Source organism: Vibrio sp. Vb1166 (assembly GCF_033338695.1).
Lineage (GTDB): Bacteria > Pseudomonadota > Gammaproteobacteria > Enterobacterales > Vibrionaceae > Vibrio > Vibrio alginolyticus.
Window position 1 is genome coordinate 179,305 of sequence record NZ_JAWOTE010000003.1, and the last position, 25,921, is coordinate 205,225.

Genomic DNA, 25,921 nt, shown 5'->3' on the forward strand with positions numbered 1-25,921 from the left:
ATCCCTTACATGATGGGAGTTAAGCGAGTATATATGAGCGTCGATATCGATAAGCTTGATGAATCAGTGTTGGGCAGTGATAGTCCTGATCCATTGCGATTTGCTTTTGTTAAGAAGCATTCTGCACATGCCGGGGGAGCGAGCGTACCTGTGCCCTCGTCTCAACAACAGGCGATTTTTTCGAGTATTACGGCTAACTCAATTAAAGCGACCAATAAACGCTGTCTTTATATTCATGTTCCGTTTTGTCGCGTTCGTTGCACTTTTTGTAACTTCTTTCAAAATGCTGCAAGTCGCACACTGGTTGATGAGTACTTTGAAGCATTAATGCAGGAGCTTAGAGAGAAAGCGGCATTACCTTGGACACAAAATGGTATTTTTCACGCCGTATATATCGGGGGCGGAACGCCAACGGATTTATCTCCAGTACAGGTTCGTGTGTTAGGCCAGGCTATCCGAGACCACTTTCCTTTGGCTGCAGACTGCGAAATCACCTTAGAAGGTCGCATCAATCGTTTTTCTGATGAGTTGTATCAAGGCGCTTTAGAGGGTGGGTTTAATCGTTTCTCTTTTGGTGTGCAAAGTTTTAATACACAAGTGCGCCGCAGCGCAAAACGTTTAGATGATAGGGAAGATGTCCTCAAACGAGTGAGCGAGATCGCCAAAGAAGACAAAATTCCGGTCATTATCGATTTACTCTATGGCTTACCTTATCAAACCAAAGAAGTGTTAGAGCAAGATTTAAATGATTTCCTCTCGACTGGCGCACACGGACTGGATTTGTATCAGTTAGTGGTTGGTGGGTCAGCTCCCATGCTCAACCTCGTAGAAAAGGGAAAAATCCCGCCACCTGCGACCACACCAGAAAAAGCGGGAATGTATGAGCTCGGTGTGAGCTTTATGGCCAAACACCATATGAAGCAACTTAGCGTGAACCATTGGGCAATCGATAACCGCGAGCGTAGTTTATACAATAGTTTAGCCAAGACTTATGCAGAGGTATTGCCAATTGGCTGTGGTGCTGGAGGTAATATCGGTGGCTACGGGATGATGCAACACCGCACACTAGAGACCTATATTAAAGCGGTCAAAGAAGGTCAATGCACCATCGCGATGATGATGAAACAAAGCCCTCTAGAACCACTTTTTTCTGCACTCAAATCTGCGTTTGACCGTGGCATTGTTCAAGCAAACCAACTTCCATCATTTATGGGAGGGGACGCGTTCGTGTTTTTATTGCCTCTATTTAAAGTGTGGCAAGCGAAAGGCTTAGTACAGCTACATGAACGTAGCGCAGTCCTTACTCTTGCAGGCAGCTTCTGGGCAGTGTCATTGGCTCAAAGTTGTATTCAGGTACTCACGTCAGAGATGAACGAAACGGTACCGAAAGCATCCAATAATTAATGAAAACAAATTGAACAAAAACGGAAGACACAATGGAATCAATCAAGCAACAAGTTGAAGTATTACTAGAGCAAGAACCACAATTATTGCCAGCTGCGATGGCAGAGCGTCTTGGCATTTCCGAGTTTGAGGTTGTTGCGGCTCTACCTCAGGAAATGGTGGCTATTGCACCAGGAGAGCAAGCGCAAAGCATCCTAGAAAGTTTGGTTGGTTTTGGCCCGGTGACGACCATCGTCCACTCTTTTGGTTCTATCTTTGAAGTTAAAGCGCCGTTTCCAAAAGGAAAAGTGGCGCGTGGCTATTACAATTTAATGGGTAGAGAAGGTGAACTGCACGGCCACCTTAAATTAGATAACGTTAAAAATGTCGCATTAGTCAGTAAACCGTTTATGGGTAGAGAGAGTCACTATTTTGGTTTTTTCTCGGAGTGCGGAAGCAATATTTTCAAGGTTTATTTAGGCCGTAACGAAAAGCGCGAGTTGATTGAAGAACAAGTAACCGCATTTCGCGCCCTACAAGCCGAATTAAAAAAGTAATCACAAACATAATCGAGGCTTAACTCGAATACTAATTAGTAAAGTCAGGTATCAATATGGATCAACAAGTTAAACAAGAGCGTTTGCAAGGTCGTTTAGGGCCAGAGATCAAAGAGTTTCGTCAGGAGCGCCGTACACTTCAGCTTGCAACTGTCGATGCAGAAGGTCGCCCGAATGTAAGCTACGCGCCTTATGTCCAAAACCAGGAAGGTTATTTCGTTCTCATTTCTAAAATCGCTCGTCATGCCCGTAACCTTTTAGAAAATCCAAATGTTTCATTGATGATGATCGAAGATGAAGAGTCTTCAAAGCAGCTGTTTGCTCGTAAGCGCTTAACTTTTGATGCGGTAGCAAATGTAGTTGAGCGAGACACAGAGATGTGGCAACAAGTTGTTGAACAAATGAAAGAGCGTTTTGGTGAGATTATTGATGGTCTAAGCCAGCTAGAGGATTTCGTTTTGTTTAACTTAAAGCCAGAATCGGGGCTATTTGTTAAAGGTTTTGGTCAGGCGTATCAAGTGTCTGGTGATGATTTAGTAGATTTTGTTCACCTTCAAGAAGGTCACAAGAAAGTCGAAAGTGCCTGATTGTAAACCGATCATATGAATGTCGATCATTTGGCATAATGAACGTTTAAAGGGAGTTAGGTTATACTGACTCCCTTTTTTATATTGGAACAAAAGCATGAAACCTGTAAGCAAGGAATTGAGCGAGATTTGCTATCCGTTTATTTACGAGGACAGTCCGGTTTGTGACTTTGAAATTACAGCAGATGAACTTTGTAGTCGTATTGGCCTTGTTCTCGCTATGGAGTTGGACGAGTTTAGCCGCGATATACTGACAAGAATGCAGCCTAATGTTTATCATCTAAATGGTTCGGTTCGCGGAAAATTAGCGATTACAGAGACGGAAGTTGAAGAGTTAAAGGCCGATTATGCTTTGCTCAAGCAACGTATTGATGGCGGCTTCAAAGGCTTTGTTCTACCCGGAGGGCACCCGGCAGCCAGTCAATTGCATTTGTGCCGTTGCCAAGCTAAAAAAACGGTACGAGCATTAGTTGCCGTTGAACATACAGGTAAGAAGCAGCCCGCACCTATTTTGTTTCGTTACGCGAACTTATTAGCGAATGTACTTTACAGCCTAGCTTCTTATATTAATCATGCTCACCAAGTCAAAGAGACGGAATTCGTTTCTCGTAGTTACGCGATGCCAAAGAAGTGAGCTGAGAAATTAGCGGATGTGAGCATCAGGGATAGGACAAGTACTGCATTATATTCTCAAATCAACTCGTCCAATAAGAGTTAAGAAGTCATAGCTTTGGCTTCTAGCTCTTTTGCTCCGCGAAGCATCGCTTCGATTAGTTCTCCTGCATTGAATTTCTCAAGTGCCTCATGCGCGCCAACTTGGTGAGCTCTGTCTACACAGATTTCGCTCGATAACGATGTATGTAAAATGCGGTATGAATGGTTCAGAGAGGAATTATTCTGAACTTCAAATGCTAATTCATAACCGTCTAATCCGGGCATTTCAATATCGCTGACCAGAATATCAATTGGGCGATGAGCCGCAGCGTCACTTTTCATCAGTTCCAATGCATCTAAACCATTTTTACAGATTTGATACCCAATATTGATGCTATCGAGTGCGTCACACAGCTGTTTACGAGCGATGGAAGAGTCATCCACCAATAGAATACTGAGTGCTTTTAGGCGTTCTCGCTCAATATCTGTCAGCATTGGGATCTTTGAATTCTCGTACTGCGGATAAATTTTGGAAAGTAGCAGCTCCACATCCAGCATTTGAACAGTTTTGTCCTCATAGCGAGTAATTCCAGTCACGAAAATATTTTTTCCAGCGCTCGGAGGTGGCGTTTCAATAGCTTTCCAATCGCACTCAATGATCTTCTCTATACTACGAACCATAAACGCAACCACGGTTCGCAAGCAATCTGTCACGATCAAGTAGCAGCTTTTATATTCTTCTTCACTAATAGGACGAAAGCCAACAGCCGCTGACATATCGATCACTGGTACTGTTAAGTTACGTATCGTAACGGTTCCAATGACGTGATGATGCGAGTAAGGGATCTTTGTCGTTGGCATGTACGGGACGATTTCACGGACTTTTAGCGTACCGATAGCGAAACTCTGTTGCAGGGTGAGCTTAAACATCAACATGCCCTGAGACTGATTCGCTTTGCTAACGACTTTTGCCATGAAAATAACCTTATAAATACCACCGAATTGTGTCTAATCTAATCTTATCAGACGAAGGCTTCAACCATCGGAGAGACAAATGTGAGCTTTTTAGACAATCTTTTAGAGAATAGTGATTAACTGAGCAAAACTTGTTTGTATTTTAAACTCATTATGTAGACGATTTTATATTCCTCGTGTATTTGGGCCTTTACCGCTGAGCTATTATTAAGAAATGTTTGGTCTGTTAAAAAGGATTGGGTACACTTGCGCGACCAGAATAGTGAGAGATAGATCAATGGCAAATACAGCAGCCGCATTACATATTCTTGTGAAGCACAAAGAGCAAGCGGAAGACATAATCAAGCAACTGAAAAAAGGCGCAAAGTTTCAGACATTAGCGAAGAAGTATTCAACTTGCCCGTCAGGCAAACGCGGTGGTGACCTTGGTGAATTCCGCCGTGGTCAAATGGTACCTCAATTCGACAAAGTGTGCTTTTCTGGCGAAGTGTTAACGCCGCATCTAGTTAAAACCAAGTTCGGTTGGCATGTTGTAAAGGTGCTTTACAGAACATAAGGCTTGGTATCGACCTAAACATTGTCAGATGAAACCCACAAGCATTAAATATCATCTGTACGGTCTCTTTTCACCAATCACTACCGTTATGACATGGCAGATACATTCTGATCTGCCATGCTCCACCAAACGCCAATCTTTCCAAACTAGAAACTCATTTATATGCAGTTAACTTGGCTTTTCTCATAAGTCGTTATTCTATTTCAAGCTTTGATATGAGGATACGTTTGCCGGTTGTATCAATTATCAATGCTATTCCTTGCTGGCGAACTTTGGTTCATGTTCGGGCGCCATTCGCATATGATAGCGACCTTATAAAAATTAATCCTGTTCATAATTTAAGATGTCCCTGACTCATAAAGACTATTTTAAAATCGCATTTCCTTTCATCGTTTCTACTGTTACCCAGCCATTATTGGGGGCGGTGGACACCGCGGTGATCGGAAAACTCGGTGTGGCTGAGATGATTGGTGGTGTGGCGATCGGCACCGTCATCATGAATACCTTGTATTGGCTGTTTGGCTTTTTCCGCGTCAGTACTACTGGGCAAAGTGCAATCGCATTAGGTAAAAATAGCCCAGAAGATCAAGCGAGTAGCTTATTCCGTCCTTTCGTGCTTTCGCTCTGCCTTGGCTTGATTTTTATTGCGTTGCAGTCCGTGATTTGGATGGGGGCAGAGCTGATTATCTCCCCTGATGCTGTCGTGGCTGAAAACGCTAAGATTTACTTCGATATCATGATCTTTGGTGCGCCGTTTGTACTGCTGAACTACACCGTGATTGGTTGGTTGATGGGGCAGGCGAAAGCCAAAGAAACCTTGTTCACGCAAGTGTTTGGTAACGTGCTGAACATCGTGCTGGATATCGTATTTGTGTTGTACTTCGATATGGGGATTGCTGGCGTTGCGGTAGCGACACTTATCGCACAAATCTCGACGTTTGTTATTGGTGCGGTGCTGGTGTTGAAAACCTGCCGCTTCCCGCTGTTTGATTACATTCAGACCGCGAAAATGACGCGTAAAGATCTCAAAGTTATCGCGTCTTCCAATATGGATCTGCTGCTTCGTACTGTGTGTCTATTGGTGTTCTTCAACATGATGGCGCGTGTAGGCTCTCAGCTTGGTTCTGATGTGCTTGCGGCGAACGCAATCTTGATGCAAGTGACCTTCATCGTCAGCTACATGTTCGATGGTGTAGCGAATGCGTCGAGCGTCTTTGCAGGTAAAGCGGTAGGGCAGAAGAATCCGACATTGCTTGATAACGTGATTAAGCTAAACACGCAATGGACCGCGGCGTTCGTTGTTGTATTGACCTTGCTGTTGGTGCTGTTCAAACACCAATTAGTGACGTTGTTTACCACTTTGCCAAACCTTGTTGAGCTGTATCTAGACATGAGCCCTTGGTTATTGGCATTCCCGTTGGTTGCTGGTTTTGGTCTGACGTTTTACGGCATCTTTACTGGCACAGGGACGACGCGACCAGTTCGTAACTCTACCTTCCTAACCATGGTGTTGTTCTTAGTGACTCAATTTATTGCGGTGCAATATTGGGGTAACCACGGTTTATGGCTGGCATTCACTTTGTTCTACGTTGGGCGCTTTGTCTTCTTGTTCCCGTACCTCGATCAAGTAAAACAAAAGTGTCAGTAATTCACGCTTTTACAATCGGTTTTATTTCGATTCTTTATCGCAAGGGCGGAGCCATCTGCCCTTGCTGATAAAAGCGTGAAAAAGGTGATGAAATAACCCCTCTGAGTTGTTTTCTTGCTCAGACCTGCGTGATACTATCGTTATGTTATATTGTTACATTTAGTTTGATGTCGTGATTTCTCAACCAATACTCTCCGTTAATAATCTCAGCCTTACAGACTCAGAACGCACACTCTTCAAAGACATTTCTTTTGAGCTGTTTCAAGGTGAAGTTCTTGCCATTATGGGACCTTCCGGCATTGGTAAATCCATGTTGTCGAAAGCCGTCGCAGGTTTTTTGCCGTCTGATATTTGGGTAGACGGAAGTATCCAGCTTAACAGCAGTGAAGTCGCACAAACTGTCATGCGGCAACGTAGTCAATCGCAGCGTCCCGCGGTCATTTTCCAAGATGCACTCAAAGCACTGAATCCATTGGCGTCTGTCGAACAACAACTCTGTTTGGCATTGACGGGCAACAAAACGCGCTTGTCCTCAACAAACCGAGATACGGTGACGACCTTGTTGTCTCAACTCGGATTTGCGGATCCAAAAGCAGCATTAGCGCAGCATCCAAGTCAGCTATCTGGTGGTCAGCGCCAGCGTATTTGTATTGCCATTGCATTGCTTGGTAGTGCCAACTTGATCATCGCTGATGAGCCCACCAGTGCGCTCGATCCAATCACCGAAGCGGAGATCCTTGAGTTGTTCCGCAGCAGTGTTCAGCAACGCAACATCAGTGGTTTGTTGATCACGCACGATCTGTCTGCGGCTTTGGCGTGTGACAAAGTCTTGGTGATTGCGGACAACACCATGGTGGCTTATGGCGCACCATGGCAAGCCATTCAGCAAAGTTCGCATCCTTTCTGCCAACAACTTGCGCAACTGCTGCTTTAACCTCATCTCTGGAGCCTATTTTGACTAAGCACAACTTGAGCGGGCACACGCAGCCTAAATCGGCGGAAGTTCGCTTTGAGCAAGCCAGTGTTCACTATTACTCCAAACCAAGTTGGTTAGGGGGCAAACCGTTCAAAGCGCTCGAACAATTGGATCTTGCCATCGACACAAAGAACATTGCGATTGTTGGTCCTTCTGGTGCGGGTAAATCGACTTTGATTGAGCTTTTGTTCGGTCTTCGTAAGCCCACATCTGGTGAAGTGTATGTGTGTGGCTATCCGCTATCGCGTAGCTCGGCTAAGCAGCGACAAGAGTTGTGTCAGCACATTCAACTGATTCCGCAAGAGCCGCAGTCTAGCTTGAATCCGTATTACACCGTTCGCCAGATCTTACTGGAGCCGCTAAGCAACATTGGTTTAACGCAAGAGCTTAACGAGAAGGTGGAAAAGGTCTTGGCGGATGTCGGTTTGGATCTCACATTGTTGGATCGTAACCCGCAGCAATTATCAGTTGGGCAAGCCCAACGTGTGGCTATCGCCAGAGCTTTGATTGTCGAGCCTTGCGTGTTGGTTGCCGATGAGCCAACCAGCAGCCTAGACCCCGTCAGTCGTAAACAGATTCTTGACCTGTTGGCAGGCATTCAAAATAGTCGTCAGATGCGCCTAATTTTGGTGACGCATGACCTCGATGCGGCACAAACTCTATGCGATGAAATCCTAGTGGTAGACAAAGGACGTGTTGTCGAGCACGGCACAGCACAAAACGTGACAAATAACCCATCACACTTGATCACGAGAGCCTTAATGAGCGCTCAACACAAAAGTAATGAATTCACAAAAACCATTGGAGAGGTTTCTTATGCACCTTAGTACTCCCAAGTTAGCTTTGTCGCTGGCTTTAAGCGCACTGCTGACGGGTTGTTTTGACTCTGGCGAAAGCAAGCCAGAAGCGGAAAAAGCAGCAGCACCGCAAGCGACGGAAATTCGCGTTGCCATGATGCAACCACCACGCACAGGTTTGTCGCCACTTTCAGATGACGCGTTCAAACTGTCACGTTGGAGCACGGCAGAAACGCTAGTGAACCTAAACGATCAGTCGGTAGCAGAGCCTATGCTGGCAACAGAGTGGGAACAAGTTGACCCGATGACGTGGCAATTTACGGTACGTAAGGGCGTGAAATTCCACGATGGTTCTGACCTTGATGCCAACGCGGTTGTGAACTCTCTACAAAAAGCATTAGATGCCGCACCAAAGCCACGCATTTTGGATGGTATCGAATGGCAAGTTCGCGCATTGGACGACTTCACTGTTGAAATCAAAACGACCTTTAACGATCCATTGTTGCCAAGCCGTCTATCTAGCCCACAGCTAGCGATCCTTTCTGGTGCTGCATACCAAGAAAACGGTCGTGTTGTGCCAATCAATGCGGGTACCGGTCCATTCGTTCTGACAGAAATCAACGGTACAACCAGCGCGAAACTGAAGCGTTTTGACGGTTACTGGGGTGAAAAAGCGAAAGTAGATAGCATTTTTGCTGAATACGTACCAAACGGTTTTGCTCGTGCTGCAGCGCTGCGTACCGGTGAGGCGGATGTAGTTGAAGCGGTTCCTGTTTCGCAAATCGCGATGATGGAATCTTCACAGCTGCACGAAGTTGCAATGCCACGTACCAACACGCTTTACCTAAACAACAAATCAGATGTGTTTAGCCAGTTCGGTTTGCGTAAAGCAGCGGCTCAAGCGGTTAACCGTGAGCAAATCATCAAAACGGTTTACGAGAACCACGCCGATTCAGCGAAAGGTCTGTTAGGTCCAGCATTGGCATGGGCTCAACCAATTCGTGATGCGAACCCTCGTATGGAAACCATGGAAATGCGCCACGCGAACGGTGAGAAGATCACCATCGGTACATTTACCGACCGTGCTGAGTTGCCAGAAGTAGCGGTGCTGCTAAAGCAACAACTTGAAGCGGCTGGCTTTGTGGTTGAGCTAGACGTTCGTGAATACGCACAAATCGAAAACGATGCACTAGCAGGTAAGTTCGATGCGTTCTTGTTGTCACGTGCAACGGTGCTGGATTCTGGTGATCCAGTGGCGTACATGCAAAGTGACTTTAGCTGTAAAGGTTCTTACAACCTAGGTCAGTTCTGCTCTGAAGAAGTGGACGCAGCATTGAAACACGCTGATCGTCAGCCGTTGGGTGAGAAACGCCAACAAGCGATCATCGAAGCAGAAAGCAAAATCCTTGAGCAATACGCTGTGATTCCACTGCTTCACGAGCGTGTAATCCAAGGTGAGAGTGATCGTGTGAAGAATGCACAACGTGACCCACGTGAGCGTCGCCTGATCGACCAGTTTACTGAGGTGAACTAACTCGATGTCGTCTGTTGCCAACATGCGCTCTCGTTGGAGCGCTTGTATGCCTGAATGGTTTACGCGTTTTTTGTCGCGCTTCCTGTCACTCGGGGTAGTGGTTGTGCTGGTGGGTTTGATGCCGGATATTGCAGGTATTGACCCAAGCCAATCAATCCTGCGTGCCCGTGCGGGTGCTCAACAATTGCTGACGGCGGAAGCTCTGCAAGCAATTCGAGAAGATCTTCAACTTGACCGCAGCGCTGCTGAGCGACTGTGGGATTGGTTGACGCTTGCCATGCAAGGTGACTTAGGTGTCTCTTGGGTGAGCGGGGCATCCGTCATGGAGAGCGTTCAACAAACCGCAAAAACGTCGCTATTACTGATGCTTACAGCGCTAGGCATGGCATTTGTAATGTGCATGGCGAGTGTGCTTTACACTGTGCGTCGTTGGCAACAGAATCGTTTAGATAAGCATCATGACACGCTCAGTTCGGTGTTGGTTTCATTGCCTGAATACGTGATTGCTTCGTTGCTGATCATGGTGTTTTCCATCTGGTTGGGCTGGTTCCCGCCTTATGGTTGGCAAGGTGTGCAAAACCTCTGGCTACCCAGTTTGGCAATGGCATTGCCTGCTGCTGGCTTGTTCGGGCGCTTGCTCAATGACAGCCTCAAGCGTGTACTAGATGAGCCTTGGGTGATCACTTGGCTATCGGCGAACGTCAGTCAGTTTCAAATCTTACGCTTTGCCTTGTGGCGTGCCGTTAGTAACTTGATTCCTCAAATCGCAATGACGGTGATTGGTTTAACCGGCGGTGCGGTTGCTGTGGAACAGGTGTTCTCCATTCCAGGTATCGGACGACTAATTTTAGGCGCGGCGAAGTCACAAGATCTGCCGATGCTGCAAGGTGGCTTGTTGGTGTTGCTGGTGTTCTCGATGTTGATCAGCAGTGCGAGCATCTTATTGCAACGTTGGTTACTCGGGCACAGTGTCACAAGTGGCAAGCTGATCAGCAGTCACAGCACGTTCCGTTTTACCCAAAGCACCACCAAACGTATTGTCAGTGCGACAATCTTTGCCTTGCTGATTGGTTGTGCGGGATGGGCGTTAATGCGCGATCCTTACACTATCCAATTTACCCGCCTTGAATCGCCAAGCTTAGCAGCACCGTTTGGTGCCGATGCGGTCGGGCGAGATCTGCTTGCTCGCGTTGGCGGCGGTATGATGTCGACAATCAAAATGGGCATCATCGCAACGTTCCTAAGTTTGGTGATTGGTTTGTTGCTCGGCTTCGTGACTCGTTATAGCCAAGGCTTAATTGAGATCACCAAAGGTGTGCCATACATTGTGGCGGGTCTGCTGATTGCTGGTCTAACGGGGATGAACCCAAACAGTGCCTTGATTGCGATTGTTATGGTGTCATGGGCACCATTAGCGGCGCACTGTGCAAGTTTGTTGATGGAAGCCAAAGCGCAGCCTTACACGCATCTTGCGCCTATTTGGGGAACCAGTCAGTGGCGAGTACTCCGTTACTACTTGTTGCCTTATGTGCTGCCGCCATTGATTCGTCACGCGTTTCTGCGTTTGCCATACATTACGCTCAGCCTGACGTCTCTGAGTTTTATCGGACTTGGCGTTAAGCCGCCAGAACCTGAGTGGGGCTTATTGATTGCGGAAAACTTGCCTTACATAGAGCGCTCACCATTAGGTGTTTTGCTGCCAATTTCAGGCTTAGTTTTGATGGCAATTGCGGTGAATTTGATTTTTGATGACAAGTGACGAGCAGCGATAAAGTGAAGTGAGCTTCCATATCCCAGATGTAATCAGTAATTTGGTAATTTAGAAAACAAGAGGATGTGTTTTCTGCCAGAAAGTACACAGCACGGTCTATGTATATTGGAAGCACCTATAAATTAACGAGTATAAAAGTTACGCGAACTCAGATGTTTAGGTAGTGTTACTCTTTATACACACGTAATCCTTTATCCGTTAATTCTTTAGTGACCACTTCGGATAGGTTTCGATCGGTAATAATTCCGTCCAATTGCTCGATGTCTAATGCATGAAAGCTCGCTATCTGACCGTATTTAGTTGAGTCTGAGATCAGATAATTGGTTTGTGCCGCCTTGATGATTGCTTTTTTAACGAGGACTTTATTTTCATTAGGTGTTGATAAGCCTTTCAAGCTCCAAGATGAAGTCGAAATAAAGGCGATATCAATATTTAGCCCATTCAAGAACTCTGCGACTTTTCCTCCAATGGTGGATTGGTTCTCGCGGTCAATTTTTCCCCCAGTGTGGTAAAGCTCACATTCACTGTGCGTCATAAGGAAAGCAGCAATAGAGAAGTCATTGGTGATCACTAAAAGATCATTACGATTTGCTATTTGATGGGCGATTTCTAGAGAGGTTGTTCCCGCATCCAAGTAAATCGTAGTGTCTTGACCAATTAACGTAGCCGCCAGCTTACCAATTTGAATTTTTTCATCCGCTTGTTGCTCGACCTTCGCATCATGGGAAAGTTCGGAATGTAGAGCTTGAGCGAGTTGCACTCCACCAGAAACAGAAACGACTTTACCTGAGGATTCAAGCTTCACGATATCACGACGAATGGTCATATGTGATACGCCAAGGTGGTCGGTTAAATCTGAAATGCTTAACACTTCTTGATGTGATAACAGGGATAATATGGTTCTTTGACGTTCTGCTGGGATCATAGTTTCACTTCTATATTCTTGTTTTTCAGTATCCTACCAATCTTTTCATTTGTTGTGAATATCTGTGAATTATGTTCTCAACGTTGTAAGAACAGCCTTCGCTTGTGTTAACTGCTCGGAATATCTCTGCCCATAAAGAGGTATATATCACGACATTGTTAATTTGTGTGAAAAAATGTGATTAAAAGCGAGGTCTTAGTATTAATCTTCACATATAATCACATCAACCAAACAAGAATTAACAAAGTTTAATAGACCAGAAGGCATTGTTTTTATGAGTGAAGTTCAATCTGTAGGTGTTATCGGTTTAGGCTCTATGGGAATGGGCGCCGCAAAGTCATGTGTGCGTGCAGGCCTAGATGTCTATGGTTTCGATTTAAATTCTCAAGCGCTTGAAGAGTTAGGTTCATTCGGTGCAAAAGCTGTTTCTACAAATGCAGTTGAGTTTGCAGATAAGCTTGATTCGGTTCTAGTTCTTGTTGTGAACGTAGCTCAAGTTAACACGGTCTTGTTCAAAACCGGTCTTGCTACAGCGCTTAAGCCGAATACGCCAGTAATGGTTTCAGCAACCATCTCAGCAGAAGACGCAAAACAAATTGAAGCGAAATTGGCAGAACACAATCTTGTGATGCTTGATGCACCGGTATCTGGTGGTGCTGCAAAAGCAGAATTAGGTGAGATGACTATTATGGCGTCGGGAGCGCAAAGCACATTTGATGCACTTGAACCAGTACTCAACGCAACGGCAGCTAAAGTCTACAACATCGGTGAAGCGATTGGCCTAGGCGCAACTGTGAAGATTATCCACCAATTGCTAGCAGGTGTTCATATCGCAGCTGGTGCTGAAGCAATGGCATTAGCGGCACGTGCAAACATTCCTCTTGACCTGATGTACGACGTGGTGACGAATGCAGCGGGTAACTCTTGGATGTTTGAGAACCGCATGAAGCATGTAGTTGATGGTGACTACTCCCCTAAATCTATGGTCGACATCTTTGTGAAAGATCTAAACCTCGTATCGGACACAGCAAAAGATCTCAAATTTCCACTTCCTCTATCAAGCACAGCACTAAACATGTTTTTGAGTGCAAGCAATGCTGGTTTTGGCCAGGAAGACGACAGTGCCGTTATCAAGATTTTTGATGGTATTGAGCTTCCAGGTGTAGAAAACAAACAGAAGTAAGCGCACGTAAAACGGAGAAAAAATGATGTTATTAGGCGTTATCGCAGACGACTTTACTGGCGCAACAGACATCGCAGGTTTTCTTGTAGAAAACGGCATGCGCACAGTTCAGCTTAACGGTATTCCAAAAGAAGAGATTGATGTAAACGCAGATGCGGTCGTGATCAGTCTTAAATCTCGTTCCTGTCCTGTAGATGAGGCAATCGAGGATTCAGTAGCTGCGCTTAAGTGGCTGCAAGCAAATGGCTGTCAGCAGTTTTACTTCAAGTACTGCTCAACGTTTGACAGCACAGCAGAAGGTAACATTGGTCCTGTAACGGATGCACTGCTTGCAGAGCTAGGTGAAGCGTTCACCATTGTATGCCCATCATTACCAGTGAATGGTCGCACAGTTTACAACGGCCATCTATTTGTATTCCAAGACTTGCTAAGCGACTCAGGTATGCGTAATCACCCTGTGACCCCAATGACTGATTCAAGCCTAGTTCGTATGATGGATGCTCAATCTCAAGGCAAATCTGGCCTGGTGAACTTCCAAATAATTGAACAAGGTCCAAAAGCGGTAATTGAGCGCTTTGAAGAGCTAAAAGTACAAGGCAACCGCTATGCAGTGGTTGATGCATTCAATGCAGAGCATCTTGTCACACTTGGCAAAGCGGCGAAGTCTCTAAAACTGGTAACTGGTGGTTCTGGTTTGGCTGCGGGTATTGCTAAGAACTGGATAGAGAACCTTGAAGATCAAAGTGATGCGAAGCAAGAGGGGAACCCTAAAAAGGCACCAACCGTTGTGTTATCTGGATCTTGTTCTGTCATGACCAACCAACAGGTCGCTGTTTACAAAGAAAAAGCGCCACACTTTGCTATTGATGTGAAGGCGTGTTTGACGGAAGAAGATTACTCAAATCAAGTGTTTGATTGGGTCATGACCAACATCGAAAGCGAGTTCGCACCACTGGTTTACGCAACCGCAGATGCAGCGGCGTTAAAAGCGATTCAACAAGAGTTTGGCGCGCATGCTTCAAGTCACGCGGTTGAACAATTCTTTAGCCAACTTGCAATCAAACTTCAGCAGCACGGTGTGAAAAATTTCATCGTTGCGGGTGGGGAAACCTCAGGGGTTGTAACCCAAAGCCTAGCCGTAAAAGGTTTTCATATCGGTCCTCAAATCGCACCAGGTGTACCTTGGGTGAAGTCACTTGAAGGCGAGCTTTCTTTGGCTCTGAAATCGGGCAACTTCGGCGATGAACACTTCTTTGCCAAAGCACAGTCGTTTTTTGAATAGGTGAGGTTGTGATGAATAAAGAATTGATGACAGAACAACAACTGCGAGAGCAAATGGTCACTATGGCGCGCTCTATGTTTGAACGTGGCTATGCGACTGGCGGCGCTGGCAACCTTTCTCTAAAACTGCCTAATGGACACTTTCTGGCAACGCCAACTGGTTCTTCGTTCGGCCGCTTGATTGCTGAAGAGCTTTCGGTTGTGGATATTGATGGGAACCATATCTCTGGTGAAAAGCCATCAAAAGAAGTGGCTTTTCATCTGGCGATTTATCGAAATAACTCAAAGTGTAATGCGATTGTGCATCTGCATTCTACTTACTTGACGGCGCTTTCTTGTCTTGAAGGTCTAGATCGCGAGAATGCCATCAAAGCTTTTACACCTTACTTTGTAATGCGCATTGGCGAACTGCCAGTGATTCCGTACCTGCGCCCGGGCGACCCTCAGATTGCTGAAGAACTTGCGCAGCGGGCTAGTGACTACCGAGCTTTCCTCCTGGCGAACCATGGTCCAGTGATCACGGGTACGGACTTTGAAGATGCAGTGGATAACGCAGAAGAGCTAGAAGAGACAGCGAAGCTAGCGTTCATTCTTAAAGAAAGCAACATCCGCTATTTAACGGATACTGAGATTCAAGACCTAAAAGGGAGAGGTAAGTAATGGCTAAATTCGCGGCAAATCTGACAATGTTATTCACAGAAGTTCCTTTTCTAGATCGTTTCGAAAAAGCACACCAAGCGGGCTTCAAAGCGGTGGAATACCTTTTTCCATACGCATTCGAAGCGCAAGAACTAGCAAGCAAGATACAGCAGTTTGGTTTTGAGCAAGCGTTATTCAACATGCCTCCAGGTGATTGGGATGCAGGTGAACGAGGTTTTGCAGCTATTCCGGGGCGTGAGGATGAATTTAAAACGAGCGTCGAGACTGCGTTGATGTACGCCAAGGCACTGAACTGTAAAAAGGTTCACGCTATGTCTGGCATTGTTGATTCACGCTTCACTCGTGATCAGCATATTGAAACCTTTATCTCAAACATTCGTTATGCAGCGGATAAGTTTGCCGAACATGGTGTTGAGCTGATGATTGAGCCACTCAACAATCGCGATGTACCGAACTACTTTGTTGCACATCAACGTGAAGCGGTGGAACTCATCAAACAAGTGGCTCGTCCAAACGTGAAATTGCAGCTCGATCTCTATCACGCACAAATTATGGACGGTGATCTGAGTACGTTGATTCGCGATGTGGCGCCATACACAGGCCATATTCAAATTGCTTCTGTGCCTGAAAGGCACGAACCATCGGAAGGCGAACTGAATTACCCACACCTATTCAATGTTTTGGATGACTCTGGTTACCAAGGCTGGATCGGTTGTGAATACAACCCAAGGCATAGCACGCAGCTGGGCCTTAGTTGGGTTAAACCATACCTATAACAATTTTAATTTCTATCCATAAATAACTTGAAACCAATTACAAAAACAAAGGGTCGTGACTATGAATATTATCATAACTGGAGGGGCGGGTTTTCTCGGAACCCTACTTGCCAAATCACTACTAAAAGAAAACAAAGCTGAAAGTATTACTATTGTCGACATTCAAAAGTCGCGCTTAGAGGGCATTGATGACCGAGTCGTTTCTTTAGTCATGGATATGACAAAGCGAGAAAATATAGACCAAGTTATTACTGCCGAAACGACACACATTTTTCATTTAGCGGCAATTGTATCGAGCCATGCTGAGCAAGATTTTGATTTAGGCGTAGCTGTAAACCTGACGACCACACAGTTATTGCTTGAGCGTTGCCGTAAAGTAAACCCTAATATTCGTTTTACGTTTGCTTCATCTTTAGCTGTCTTTGGTGGTGATCTTCCGGAAACGATTACACCAATAACAGCACTTCATCCTCAGTCATCCTACGGGACGCAAAAAGCCATAGGTGAGTTATTGGTTAACGACTATGCCCGTAAAGGCTTTGTTAAAGCTGTATCCGTACGTTTACCGACTATTTGTATTCGCCCTGGGAAACCAAACCTTGCCGCTAGCTCTTTCGTAAGCGGAATTATTCGTGAGCCTTTGAATGCTCAAGAATCAAATTGTCCTGTAGACCCTACGCTAAAACTTTGGATATCGAGTCCGTCTAGAGTGGTGGACAATATTCAATATGCAGGGCTAATGCCTTATGAGCAGTTAAATAATCTGTCCTATAGAACGCTTAATTTACCTGGTATTCAAACTACACCAGCTGAGATGATTCAAACAATGGACACTCTAATGGGTAAACAACTTTCTAATTATATTACTTATGAGCATGATGCGGGTATTGATCGTATTGTGAGTAGTTGGCCACAAAAAATTGATTGTACTAAAGAACTGGAGCTTGGATTTAAAGCAGACAGTAATTTCAAGGATGTATTACAACAATTTATTTCTGTTAACAATATGGAGATTGTCTAATGTTACCAACCTCAGTAATTGGACTAATAGTAGCCGTATCAGTCCTTGTTTTTCTTGTATTACGTACAAAAGTACATGTGTTAATTGCGATGTTAATTGCGGCATGTATCGCAGGTATTATTGGTGGGTTAAGTGTTGACGACACGATTGCGACCGTTAGCAAAGGATTTGGTGGAACATTAGGCGGTATAGGGATTGTCATCGGTCTCGGCGTTATGATGGGGGCTATTTTAGAGGCTTCTGGAGCAGGAGAAAGTATTGCCTATAATTTTATAAAGTGGTTAGGAAAAAAGAAAGAAGAGGCCGCTCTTGCTGTAACTGGCTATATTGTTAGCATCCCAATCTTTGTGGATAGCGCGCTTATCATTCTTTATCCAATTGCGAAGTCTTTGTCAAAAACGTCCAATCGCTCGATTTTAACGCTTACGGTTGCTCTGGCGGGCGGCTTGGTCGTAGCACATCACGCTATTCCGCCGACTCCAGGGCCTTTGGGCGTTGCTGGTATCTTTGGTGTCGATCTCGCCAGCATGTTAGGTTTTGGTTTGATGATCGCAGCGCCTTGTGTCATGGGTATTGTTTGGTATGCAAGATGGTTAGAAAAGCAGTTTCCTGAATTCATTCCAACCGAACATTTCTCGAAGTCTAGTGAGCAACTGATTAATGATCACAAAGAGTACATTGCAAGTAAAGAAGCGAAAGACCTACCATCTTTAAGTAAATCTATCGCTCCAATTATTATCCCTATTTTACTTATACTTGCGAAATCAGTGATGGGTTTATTAGAGGGGACTTTCGGTTTCGAAGGGCTGACTGCAACAACATTTGGTCAATTTATCGCTTTTATCGGCAGCCCTACTATTGCACTATCAATAGCGACGTTACTAGCGGTTTACACATTGGGTAATAACCTTACCAAAGAAGAAGCGAATGAAAAGATGGAACAAGGAATCTCCACTTGTGGCATCATTTTGCTAGTAACAGGAGCTGGTGGCGCGTTAGGTGCCGTATTGCGTGAAACGGGTGCGGGCGCAGAGATTGCTAACCAAGTTGCAGGGCTTCCTATTTCTGCGGTTATGATTCCATTTATTATTGCGACGTTAGTTCGTATTATTCAGGGCTCTGGTACAGTCTCCATGATAACCGCTGCTTCTATATCTGCCCCAGTTTTAGTGAATATTCCTGACGTGAACCTTTTATTCGCAGCGACGGCAGCTACGATGGGATCTCTATTTGCTGGCTACTTTAATGACTCGCTATTCCATATTGTTAATCGATTAATGGGGGTGACTGAGGTTAAGAAACAACTCATTATTTGGACTATTCCAACAACCATTGCTTGGGCTATTGGTGGTTCATTAGTCATGATTCTTAACTTATTCTTCGGAACTCATGGTTCAATCTTTGATCCCGTGTTACCACTTGCTGTACTTTTGGGGTGTGTTGCATTTACAAAATCTTACAGCGCTAAGCACGTCGAATTACAAGAGGTATAAAGGTTTACTTGTACTCTTCCATAAAGTAAAAACCTATCACAACATGTATTTTTATCAGATGGTTTAGAGATTGTTAATAGTATGAACGGCCCTATGTTTGGGCCGTTTTAGTTCTTATAAATAAACTATTTAACTTGAACCGATATAGGTTCCGTTTTCAACTTAATCAATATGAAATGGAATTGTTATTTCCCGCTTAGTAAGCGATTACCTATAAAGGATATATTCGAGTTTAACTCTAGTGATTTTACTCTAGCGAAGTAGGGTTACTTTATATAAGAGTCCAGTACTTTTAATACGACTTCCATATCTTTTTCACGTTGAGTTTTGTCTTCCTCAAGTACGACGTGTTCAAGTAAGTGACCTTTAATTACTTCTCGCATCAAACCATTTACTGCTCCCCGAATAGCGGCAATCTGCTGCAACACATCTTGGCATTCATGCTCTTCTTCCAGCATTTTTTTAAGTCCATTCACCTGACCCTGTATTTTACTGACTCGAGTGTTGAGCTTCTTTTGATCTCTGGTTGTATGCGACATGTCTTATCTTCTTTAAGTTACGGGCCGAGTTATTCTAACTGATAATGTAGCACTCAATTTATACTGGGGGGTAGTATTTAATACTAGGGGGGAGTATAGTTTGCGATAAATTAGAATCAACAACAGAGAACAACAATGGATTTTGTCGCGTTACTACAACAAGGTAATGGGTGGTTCTTTATTCCCAGTGCCATTTTGCTTGGCGCCTTGCATGGTTTAGAACCTGGGCACTCTAAAACGATGATGGCGGCGTTCATTGTCGCGGTGAAAGGAACGGTCAAACAAGCCGTGATGCTGGGTTTAGCTGCCACACTTTCTCACACTATAATTGTATGGTTAATCGCTGTTGGCGGGATGTATATTAGCCAGAAATTCACCGCTGAAGCGGCTGAACCATGGATGCAACTTATCTCTGGGGTCATTATCGTGACAACCGGCGTATGGATGTTTTGGCGGACATGGAGCGATGAGCGAGCTTGGAACAAAGCTCAGGATCATGCTCGCGACTGGACGACGCAAGTTGTGGATACAGGACATGGGCATGTTTCGCTTTCGATTACAGAGGAAGGGGAGCATCACCGTTTCCAGTTGCGAACACTCAGCGGTAAACCTTTAACTGCTGAAGGTATCAAGGTTTCGGTATCGAGTGATGGTTATCAACCTGCTGATATTTATCACTTTATAGAGCGTGATGGATACTTGGAATCGGCGTCTTGCATTGAAGTCTCTAATGGACTTTCTGTCACTTTGATCATCGGGCACCATGATCATACCCATGACTTTGATGTACATTTTCGTCCTGGTTCTCATTTAGAAAACGAAGATAAGGAATATCAAGATGCTCACGAACGCGCTCACGCTTTAGACATTCAAAAACGCTTTGAGAATCGAGACGTGACGAATGGGCAAATTCTGCTGTTTGGATTAACGGGCGGTTTGATTCCATGCCCTGCTGCGGTAACGGTTTTGCTTATCTGTTTGCAGCTTAAGGCAATGACTCTTGGTGCGACTTTAGTTGTGTCATTCAGTATTGGCTTAGCCTTGACTCTGGTTGCTGTTGGCGTTGTGGCAGCAGTGGGCGTGCAAAAAGCGACATCTAAATGGAGCGGTTTGAATGATGTTGCACGTCGAGCTCCTTACTTATCGGGCGTCTTGATCAGTGCAGTTGGTTTATACATGGGTATGCATGGATACATATCGCTGACGAGTTAAACTCTGTGGTAAAGATTCTTTTTCTTTCTTTTTGCATTGGTAATGGCTTAATGCCTTGGTTTGCCTATTTTTCTGCCGATTTTTGATTGATAATCACTCGATCTGACATCGCTGCCATATCTACAAACCAAGTCATTCTCGCTTCATCAAGCATCTCGTATTACAACCGCTGCGATTGTGGCTCTAATATTCGAATCTGAGATACTAAATGATAAAACGGGAGCACTGACCAAAGCGATCCCGATAGTCAAAACGCTAATTAGAACTCTTTTCTTTAATGTTCGATACCAATTTGGTCGCATAGTTAAATTTAACTATGTAAACGTTTCCTTTTTGCGTACTCGTCCCTTCGCCAAACCTCGTAGAAATGTGACGTTTTGAAGACTTTTTTCCTTCTGTCTAAAGTAATCGGGAACCAAGCAGATACATAGTTATAAAGTTATGTCTTGCTCTGCCAAACAGACCCAAAATGCAGTTTGGTTGGTTTTGGAGAAGAAAGGCTTAGCGCTCGATTAATGAGCATCAATTGAATTGTATTGAGACAATTATAATGAAAAGAATCATCTTATTAGCAGTCTGCGCCATGTTTGGTATTGCTGTCGTGGCGAGTATGGCATCAACGTACCTAATTTCGAGTCAGAAAATCGATGACATCATCTTAAACAAATCCCAAGTTCAAGCTGAGTTTCTAGCGGGAAATGCGAGTTATATTTTGGAGAACTCAGCCAATCCAATGCAAGATTTACAATCGCTTGTTGAGGGGCTGAAACAACGTTCAGACGTGAGTTATGCCGTTGTAATTGACCGTAACGTAACGGCAGTAGCCCACAGTGATAAGCACAAGCTGAACAAAACCTATAATGATGAATATACTGTTGAAGGCGCGACGAGAGGTGTTCAACAGTACTCAAAGTGGTATGCCGATGTCCAGAAAGTATGGGTGTTTGACATCATGGCACCAATTTATGTAGATGGTCAGTTATACGGTACTTTTGATATTGGTATTCCTATTACCGAAGTGAGCCAAGCGACGAATGGAATTATTACTTACCAGTTGATCTCTATGGTGGCGATCTTCGTTATGTGTGTTTTGATTCTGTCACTTCTGCTAAATAAGCTGATGAGACCGCTTTCTTCGCTTAAAGACGCTCTACAAGACATCTCAAAAGGAGACGGAGACTTAACCGTTCGTTTGCCAGCGAAAGGTAATGACGAAGTCGCGCAAATTTCTTCTGCTTTCAACGTTTTTGTTGGGAAAGTACATGAGATTATTACACAAGTTGTAAATACTGGTGTGGAGCTTAATAGTTCAGCTGTCGCTTTGCGTGGGCAATCTCAACAAGCGCTCACAAGAGGGCAAGAGCAGAACGAGCAAACCATGCTGGTTGTCACATCCATGAACGAAATGATTGCGACGGTCAATGAAATTGCCTCCAATGCTGCCGGAGCGGCAAATGCTGCGAGTGCAGCAAGTAATGAAGCGCAAGATGGCTACACGACGCTAGAAAGAACCAAAACGGCGATGACTAATCTTGAAAACGAGATGAACAGCACTTCCAACATTATCGTGAGTCTTGCTGAAAATACTCAGTCGATTGGTAGTATTCTAGAGGTGATTAGAGGTATTTCGGAGCAAACCAATCTATTGGCTCTCAATGCGGCTATCGAAGCTGCACGCGCTGGTGATGCCGGCCGAGGTTTTGCAGTCGTAGCTGATGAAGTTCGCAACCTAGCGACTAAAACGGCTCATTCTACCGATGAAATTGACAACATGATTCACCAGCTACAAACTGAAGCTCAAAGTGCGGTGAATTCAATGAGCAATAGTAAGACTCTTATTGAAGAAGGAACGGCAGAAACCGAGTTAGCTCGACAGGCTTTAGAAGCAATAGCTGCACAAGTGACGACTATTTCAGATATCAATACTCAAGTAGCAACCGCAACAGAACAGCAATCAACGGTAGCAAACGAAATTAATATGAACATGGATACCGTCAGCCACTCAGTGAAAAGTGCGCTAACAGCGAGTGAGCAACTAGAAGAATCAAGTCAACAACTCGCGGAGCTATCGCGAACACTCGATCGTCACGTAGGAGCGTTTAGAATCTAAACGCCAACTGACCCTCTTTAATAAAAGCCAGTAAATGTTAATTGCTGGCTTTTTTATTTGAAAAAATCGAGTCTCAAATCGCTTAGCGGTGTCTGTCCTTTCTAGACGATAAAACAGAATACGATAAATTAGTTGAGTAAAGCTTAGCTAGGCGTTAAGTTTTGCGTTTTGCTTTAAATGTTCAACAAACATAGATATTTTCTTCGCTACATGTTTTCTAGACGAGTAAAAGGCGTAAAGCACTAAATCCTCAGGTTCGTACTCTAGAGTGACGATTTCTAGCTCACCATTTTTGATCTCATTTTGGCATGACTCAATTGGCAATATTGCGTATCCAAGCCCTAATAACGCGCCATATCTGGCGAGATGACCGCTGTTTACTTTGAATGAAGATTGCACAGTTTGAGTAATATGGCCTCCAACAGGGTTTCTGAATACCCATGGTGCACCATTTACTGCGGTAAGCGTCGTGATGCAGGGAACATGACTTAGATCCGTAATTTTGTAAGGGGTGGCGTATTTCTCAATTAGTTGAGGCGCGGCTAAAATGGCACTGGGCCAGCGTTTTATCTCTCTCGCCACCCAGTTACTGTCTGACAAAGTCCCTCTATGAAAACTCAAAATGACATCAAGGCTGTCAATAACATCATCTTTAGGGTTTAGCGTTGTATCGCAAGACAAAGAGATTGACGGGTATTGCGTGCAAAAGGTGACAACCGCTTTGGCCAGTACAGGTGTGTCTGGCATAAGAATTCGCAGTTCCCCTGTTACCGTGTGCGAGTGGCGCGTTACCGTTTCTAGTGCGGCGTTGAGTTGCTCCAATAACGGACGAGTGCTGCTATAGAGCTCTTCTCCAGCCTCGGTAGGCGTCATTCGCCTTGTTGTTCTATTGAACAACCTAATGTTTAACTTTTCTTCAAGCAGGGCAATGTGTCGGCTGATATTTGATGTTGGTATATTCAAACACTCAGCGGCTCGCTTAAAGCTGTTGTTCTCATAAACACAGTGAAAACTTTTTAACCAGATTTGGTCAACGTTATCAAACATTTCATTATCCCACTTTATTGGATTATCAAGCCAGCATATCGCACTTTATCCCTGTACTAAGTTACATACAATTTTATTTACAAGTTTAAGCGAACAAACAACGAGATATCGCGCTAGAACGTAATCAATAGTGGTGAATTTATGAGCTGGTTAGAACGGTTATTTGAGAATAAAAATATAATAGGTTCGCGCAAAGCGTCTATCCCTGAGGGCGTTTGGACAAAGTGTCCTGAGTGTGAACAAATACTTTATAGTGCCGCGTTAAAAGAAAATTTGGAAGTATGCCCTAAATGCTCATATCACATGAGAATGGCTGCGCGTCAAAGGTTGATCTCTTTTCTGGACCATGGAACACAACAAGAGTTGGCAAGTGAGTTGGAGCCACAAGATATTTTGGGTTTTAAAGACTTAAAGCGATATAAAGAGCGAATTGCTTTAGCACAGAAAACGACTGGAGAAAAAGATGCGTTGGTGGTGATGGAGGGCAAGTTATTGGGTCTGCCTGTTGTTGCGTGTGCATTCGAATTCTCTTTCATGGCAGGCTCGATGGGCGCAGTGGTTGGCGAGAAGTTTGTCCGAGCAGTTGAAAGCGCAATTAATACAAAATCTGGGTTAGTATGTTTTTCCGCTTGCGGAGGGGCGCGCATGCAAGAGTCTTTGGTGGCACTCATGCAAATGTCAAAAACCAGCGCCGCGTTAAACCACTTATCTGAGCACAGATTACCCTATATCTCAGTATTGACGGACCAAACTTATGGTGGCGTCTCGGCGAGTTTAGCCATGTTAGGAGACATCAATATTGGTGAACCTAAAGCAAGTATTGGCTTTGCGGGAAGACGGGTCATTGAGCAAACGGTACGTGAAAAGCTACCAGACGAGTTTCAGCGAAGTGAATTTTTACTAGCGCATGGTGCGCTAGATATGATTGTCGATAGACGTGAAATGCGCGATCGCGTTGGCCGCTTACTGGCTAAGTTAACCAACGCGAGGGTGGTCTCAGAATAGGTTGTATTAAAGTTAGACTTAGTACTTGCGTTTATTGAGCCGTAATCATTACAAACCGTTCATTTTGCTCCCATCTTGGTTCCGCATTCATTAGGCTGAGATCCAACGCCGTTTGGTATGGGTCAACAGCAAAATGGTCGCTTACTAACCCCCAGAGCATCCAGTTGATTGCGGTTTCATTCTCGGTAAGCTCTTCGAGTGGCGCTTGGAGGAAAAAGTACTCATCTTCGCCATCGTAACCGAGCCGATCATAGATAATGTAGCGTAGCTCTCGATCCAAATCATGTTGGAGGTTGATTGAGTCGTACAGTTGCTCTTCTGTTGGGCCATTCTCATGGTGATAAACATTGCGTTTTGACTCTTTGCGTAAAGTACCTGCGCCAGTTTCAATGCTTACTTTCTTTTGTGAGTGTTGCTCAAGAACTTGAATGATTTCATCCTCTAGTTGATCGAGTTTACTCAGCAAAACTTGATTGTTTATGTCACCAGCGGGGGAGGCCATCGTTTGGAAGGCTTTCACTCTCTCGTAGACTGCTTTCCCGTGAGGAAGGGCTGCAAAACACTGTTCTTGGAGCGCTTCATTGGCTTGCCAAATGCCCGAGTAGAGCTCGTAATCATGTGTATATGGTGGAAGCTCTTCAGTATCTTCCCCTAATAATTCTCGCCAGTGCTTTTGCCACTGTTCTTCTTTTGCGTGTTTTACACGCGCGTATTGCTTAACCCAGCGGTTACGAAGTTTTACCCCAAAAATGGCAAGTCCCCATGGAGCGAGCAAATAAAAATAATAGTGAGAAGAGTTATCCCAAAAGTAACCGTAAACGTAAACACCAAAAGCAAGCACCCAAGTTCCAATAGTACAAGCAATAACCCCGGACATTATTGATGATTGGCGCTTTGTTTCTCTTAATGTATTACCTTCAGAACATAACCAAAAAATGCCGCCAAAAACAAAGGCAAACGTTGTCATGAAGTAGGCAATCCCCGTTCCCAAAAATCCCCAAAGTGACATGTATTATCCCTAGCCAAATATCTGCTTTATTCACTCATCAATGACTCGAGGAGTAAATGTGTTTGATTTGGCGGAGAATTTACCATTAATGCCAACCTTTTGATATGCACTCGATGACTTATTGGGAATGAGTCACAAATAAAAATAGATGGTATCAAGCATCAAAATTTAATTTAGAACCTTTGATTGTCGTGAACTCTATCTGGAAGAGTTAAGGGGGGC

At 44.5% G+C, this 25,921-nt stretch carries 24 protein-coding genes; 19 read left to right on the forward strand and 5 right to left on the reverse strand.

From position 1 onward, the window contains the following. Positions 1 to 33: 33 nt before the first annotated feature. From hutW to R7E51_RS05225, 4 genes are all read left to right on the forward strand, one after another. Positions 34 to 1,404 (forward strand): heme anaerobic degradation radical SAM methyltransferase ChuW/HutW, encoded by a 1,371-nt coding sequence (hutW, locus tag R7E51_RS05210; RefSeq protein WP_206957812.1) that lies wholly within the window; start codon positions 34 to 36, stop codon positions 1,402 to 1,404. A gap of 32 nt (positions 1,405 to 1,436) precedes the next feature. After that, positions 1,437 to 1,940, forward strand: coding sequence for a heme utilization cystosolic carrier protein HutX (gene hutX, locus R7E51_RS05215; protein WP_005385051.1), 504 nt, complete (start codon positions 1,437 to 1,439; stop codon positions 1,938 to 1,940). Positions 1,941 to 1,996: 56 nt separating this feature from the next. Next, on the forward strand, positions 1,997 to 2,527 hold the full coding sequence (hutZ, locus tag R7E51_RS05220; protein ID WP_017635270.1) for a heme utilization protein HutZ: 531 nt from the start codon (positions 1,997 to 1,999) through the stop codon (positions 2,525 to 2,527). A gap of 97 nt (positions 2,528 to 2,624) precedes the next feature. Further along, on the forward strand, positions 2,625 to 3,161 hold the full coding sequence (locus R7E51_RS05225) for an ATP:cob(I)alamin adenosyltransferase (RefSeq protein ID WP_005375333.1): 537 nt from the start codon (positions 2,625 to 2,627) through the stop codon (positions 3,159 to 3,161). An 80-nt stretch (positions 3,162 to 3,241) separates the two neighbouring features. On the opposite strand, the gene R7E51_RS05230 is transcribed toward R7E51_RS05225, so the two are convergent. Continuing rightward, positions 3,242 to 4,156, reverse strand: a complete 915-nt coding sequence (locus R7E51_RS05230) for a chemotaxis protein (RefSeq protein WP_005385059.1) — start codon at positions 4,154 to 4,156, stop codon at positions 3,242 to 3,244. 214 nt (positions 4,157 to 4,370) lie between these two features. On the opposite strand from R7E51_RS05230, the gene ppiC reads away from it, so the two are divergent. The 6 genes from ppiC to R7E51_RS05260 all read left to right on the forward strand — a co-directional run bounded on the left by ppiC (position 4,371) and on the right by R7E51_RS05260 (position 11,426). Beyond that, positions 4,371 to 4,712 (forward strand): peptidylprolyl isomerase PpiC, encoded by a 342-nt coding sequence (gene ppiC / locus R7E51_RS05235; protein ID WP_080276970.1) that lies wholly within the window; start codon positions 4,371 to 4,373, stop codon positions 4,710 to 4,712. Positions 4,713 to 5,055: 343 nt separating this feature from the next. Beyond that, on the forward strand, positions 5,056 to 6,360 hold the full coding sequence (locus tag R7E51_RS05240) for an MATE family efflux transporter (RefSeq protein WP_132936323.1): 1,305 nt from the start codon (positions 5,056 to 5,058) through the stop codon (positions 6,358 to 6,360). A 172-nt stretch (positions 6,361 to 6,532) separates the two neighbouring features. Continuing rightward, on the forward strand, positions 6,533 to 7,294 hold the full coding sequence (locus R7E51_RS05245) for an ATP-binding cassette domain-containing protein (RefSeq protein WP_206957810.1): 762 nt from the start codon (positions 6,533 to 6,535) through the stop codon (positions 7,292 to 7,294). A gap of 20 nt (positions 7,295 to 7,314) precedes the next feature. Then, on the forward strand, positions 7,315 to 8,163 hold the full coding sequence (locus R7E51_RS05250; RefSeq protein WP_206957809.1) for an ABC transporter ATP-binding protein: 849 nt from the start codon (positions 7,315 to 7,317) through the stop codon (positions 8,161 to 8,163). Next, positions 8,153 to 9,667, forward strand: coding sequence for an ABC transporter substrate-binding protein (locus R7E51_RS05255; protein ID WP_005441857.1), 1,515 nt, complete (start codon positions 8,153 to 8,155; stop codon positions 9,665 to 9,667). The genes R7E51_RS05250 and R7E51_RS05255 overlap by 11 nt, the downstream gene beginning before the upstream one ends. A gap of 4 nt (positions 9,668 to 9,671) precedes the next feature. Then, a complete protein-coding gene (locus R7E51_RS05260) occupies positions 9,672 to 11,426 on the forward strand; it encodes an ABC transporter permease subunit (protein ID WP_081107500.1) in 1,755 nt (584 codons plus the stop codon). Positions 11,427 to 11,604: 178 nt separating this feature from the next. Here R7E51_RS05260 and R7E51_RS05265 read toward each other — a convergent pair whose 3' ends face one another. Next, entirely contained in the window at positions 11,605 to 12,363 is a 759-nt protein-coding gene (locus R7E51_RS05265) for a DeoR/GlpR family DNA-binding transcription regulator (RefSeq protein WP_206957808.1), read from the reverse strand. A gap of 274 nt (positions 12,364 to 12,637) precedes the next feature. On the opposite strand from R7E51_RS05265, the gene ltnD reads away from it, so the two are divergent. The 6 genes from ltnD (at position 12,638) to R7E51_RS05295 (ending at position 18,777) form a co-directional block, all read left to right on the forward strand. Next, positions 12,638 to 13,546, forward strand: a complete 909-nt coding sequence (gene ltnD / locus R7E51_RS05270; protein WP_033906788.1) for an L-threonate dehydrogenase — start codon at positions 12,638 to 12,640, stop codon at positions 13,544 to 13,546. Between the two features lie 25 nt (positions 13,547 to 13,571). Beyond that, positions 13,572 to 14,828 (forward strand): 3-oxo-tetronate kinase, encoded by a 1,257-nt coding sequence (gene otnK, locus R7E51_RS05275; RefSeq protein ID WP_053308085.1) that lies wholly within the window; start codon positions 13,572 to 13,574, stop codon positions 14,826 to 14,828. 11 nt (positions 14,829 to 14,839) lie between these two features. Next, positions 14,840 to 15,487 (forward strand): 3-oxo-tetronate 4-phosphate decarboxylase, encoded by a 648-nt coding sequence (gene otnC / locus R7E51_RS05280; protein WP_195723059.1) that lies wholly within the window; start codon positions 14,840 to 14,842, stop codon positions 15,485 to 15,487. Further along, on the forward strand, positions 15,487 to 16,263 hold the full coding sequence (otnI, locus tag R7E51_RS05285; protein ID WP_005375365.1) for a 2-oxo-tetronate isomerase: 777 nt from the start codon (positions 15,487 to 15,489) through the stop codon (positions 16,261 to 16,263). Before otnC ends, otnI begins: the two co-directional genes overlap by 1 nt. A 61-nt stretch (positions 16,264 to 16,324) precedes the next feature. Then, positions 16,325 to 17,284 carry a D-erythronate dehydrogenase gene (denD, locus tag R7E51_RS05290; RefSeq protein WP_017635260.1) on the forward strand — a complete coding sequence of 320 codons (960 nt, stop codon included), beginning with the start codon at positions 16,325 to 16,327 and terminating at the stop codon, positions 17,282 to 17,284. Further along, the gene (locus R7E51_RS05295; protein WP_053307868.1) at positions 17,284 to 18,777 is read left to right on the forward strand and encodes a GntP family permease; all 1,494 of its coding nucleotides are present in this window, start codon (positions 17,284 to 17,286) and stop codon (positions 18,775 to 18,777) included. The genes denD and R7E51_RS05295 overlap by 1 nt, the downstream gene beginning before the upstream one ends. 266 nt (positions 18,778 to 19,043) lie before the next feature. Here R7E51_RS05295 and rcnR read toward each other — a convergent pair whose 3' ends face one another. Next, positions 19,044 to 19,316 carry a Ni(II)/Co(II)-binding transcriptional repressor RcnR gene (gene rcnR / locus R7E51_RS05300; RefSeq protein WP_005375370.1) on the reverse strand — a complete coding sequence of 91 codons (273 nt, stop codon included), beginning with the start codon at positions 19,314 to 19,316 and terminating at the stop codon, positions 19,044 to 19,046. Positions 19,317 to 19,451: 135 nt separating this feature from the next. On the opposite strand from rcnR, the gene R7E51_RS05305 reads away from it, so the two are divergent. Together R7E51_RS05305 and R7E51_RS05310 are read left to right on the forward strand one after the other, a co-directional pair. Then, entirely contained in the window at positions 19,452 to 20,528 is a 1,077-nt protein-coding gene (locus R7E51_RS05305) for a nickel/cobalt efflux protein RcnA (RefSeq protein ID WP_206957807.1), read from the forward strand. A gap of 550 nt (positions 20,529 to 21,078) precedes the next feature. Then, positions 21,079 to 22,638: a methyl-accepting chemotaxis protein gene (locus R7E51_RS05310; RefSeq protein ID WP_065275420.1), complete on the forward strand. Its 1,560-nt coding sequence runs from the start codon at positions 21,079 to 21,081 to the stop codon at positions 22,636 to 22,638. 147 nt (positions 22,639 to 22,785) lie between these two features. Here the strand turns inward: R7E51_RS05310 and R7E51_RS05315 are convergent, their stop codons facing one another. Continuing rightward, positions 22,786 to 23,685, reverse strand: a complete 900-nt coding sequence (locus R7E51_RS05315; protein ID WP_206957806.1) for a LysR family transcriptional regulator — start codon at positions 23,683 to 23,685, stop codon at positions 22,786 to 22,788. Between the two features lie 141 nt (positions 23,686 to 23,826). Between R7E51_RS05315 and accD the strand changes: the two genes are divergently transcribed. Next, positions 23,827 to 24,690, forward strand: a complete 864-nt coding sequence (accD, locus tag R7E51_RS05320; RefSeq protein WP_064354563.1) for an acetyl-CoA carboxylase, carboxyltransferase subunit beta — start codon at positions 23,827 to 23,829, stop codon at positions 24,688 to 24,690. A gap of 31 nt (positions 24,691 to 24,721) precedes the next feature. On the opposite strand, the gene R7E51_RS05325 is transcribed toward accD, so the two are convergent. Then, the gene (locus tag R7E51_RS05325; protein ID WP_017821533.1) at positions 24,722 to 25,699 is read right to left on the reverse strand and encodes a hypothetical protein; all 978 of its coding nucleotides are present in this window, start codon (positions 25,697 to 25,699) and stop codon (positions 24,722 to 24,724) included. Positions 25,700 to 25,921: the final 222 nt, after the last annotated feature.

What these genes read in the sequence shown, in the direction of transcription:
- hutW (WP_206957812.1), top strand. Translation starts at nt 34, where the DNA reads ATGAGCGTCGATATCGATAAGCTTGATGAATCAGTGTTGGGCAGTGAT.
- hutX (WP_005385051.1), top strand. Translation starts at nt 1,437, where the DNA reads ATGGAATCAATCAAGCAACAAGTTGAAGTATTACTAGAGCAAGAACCA.
- hutZ (WP_017635270.1), top strand. Translation starts at nt 1,997, where the DNA reads ATGGATCAACAAGTTAAACAAGAGCGTTTGCAAGGTCGTTTAGGGCCA.
- R7E51_RS05225 (WP_005375333.1), top strand. Translation starts at nt 2,625, where the DNA reads ATGAAACCTGTAAGCAAGGAATTGAGCGAGATTTGCTATCCGTTTATT.
- R7E51_RS05230 (WP_005385059.1), bottom strand. Translation starts at nt 4,156, where the DNA reads ATGGCAAAAGTCGTTAGCAAAGCGAATCAGTCTCAGGGCATGTTGATG.
- ppiC (WP_080276970.1), top strand. Translation starts at nt 4,371, where the DNA reads ATGTTTGGTCTGTTAAAAAGGATTGGGTACACTTGCGCGACCAGAATA.
- R7E51_RS05240 (WP_132936323.1), top strand. Translation starts at nt 5,056, where the DNA reads ATGTCCCTGACTCATAAAGACTATTTTAAAATCGCATTTCCTTTCATC.
- R7E51_RS05255 (WP_005441857.1), top strand. Translation starts at nt 8,153, where the DNA reads ATGCACCTTAGTACTCCCAAGTTAGCTTTGTCGCTGGCTTTAAGCGCA.
- R7E51_RS05260 (WP_081107500.1), top strand. Translation starts at nt 9,672, where the DNA reads ATGTCGTCTGTTGCCAACATGCGCTCTCGTTGGAGCGCTTGTATGCCT.
- R7E51_RS05265 (WP_206957808.1), bottom strand. Translation starts at nt 12,363, where the DNA reads ATGATCCCAGCAGAACGTCAAAGAACCATATTATCCCTGTTATCACAT.
- ltnD (WP_033906788.1), top strand. Translation starts at nt 12,638, where the DNA reads ATGAGTGAAGTTCAATCTGTAGGTGTTATCGGTTTAGGCTCTATGGGA.
- otnK (WP_053308085.1), top strand. Translation starts at nt 13,572, where the DNA reads ATGTTATTAGGCGTTATCGCAGACGACTTTACTGGCGCAACAGACATC.
- otnC (WP_195723059.1), top strand. Translation starts at nt 14,840, where the DNA reads ATGAATAAAGAATTGATGACAGAACAACAACTGCGAGAGCAAATGGTC.
- otnI (WP_005375365.1), top strand. Translation starts at nt 15,487, where the DNA reads ATGGCTAAATTCGCGGCAAATCTGACAATGTTATTCACAGAAGTTCCT.
- denD (WP_017635260.1), top strand. Translation starts at nt 16,325, where the DNA reads ATGAATATTATCATAACTGGAGGGGCGGGTTTTCTCGGAACCCTACTT.
- R7E51_RS05295 (WP_053307868.1), top strand. Translation starts at nt 17,284, where the DNA reads ATGTTACCAACCTCAGTAATTGGACTAATAGTAGCCGTATCAGTCCTT.
- rcnR (WP_005375370.1), bottom strand. Translation starts at nt 19,316, where the DNA reads ATGTCGCATACAACCAGAGATCAAAAGAAGCTCAACACTCGAGTCAGT.
- R7E51_RS05305 (WP_206957807.1), top strand. Translation starts at nt 19,452, where the DNA reads ATGGATTTTGTCGCGTTACTACAACAAGGTAATGGGTGGTTCTTTATT.
- R7E51_RS05310 (WP_065275420.1), top strand. Translation starts at nt 21,079, where the DNA reads ATGAAAAGAATCATCTTATTAGCAGTCTGCGCCATGTTTGGTATTGCT.
- R7E51_RS05315 (WP_206957806.1), bottom strand. Translation starts at nt 23,685, where the DNA reads ATGTTTGATAACGTTGACCAAATCTGGTTAAAAAGTTTTCACTGTGTT.
- accD (WP_064354563.1), top strand. Translation starts at nt 23,827, where the DNA reads ATGAGCTGGTTAGAACGGTTATTTGAGAATAAAAATATAATAGGTTCG.
- R7E51_RS05325 (WP_017821533.1), bottom strand. Translation starts at nt 25,699, where the DNA reads ATGTCACTTTGGGGATTTTTGGGAACGGGGATTGCCTACTTCATGACA.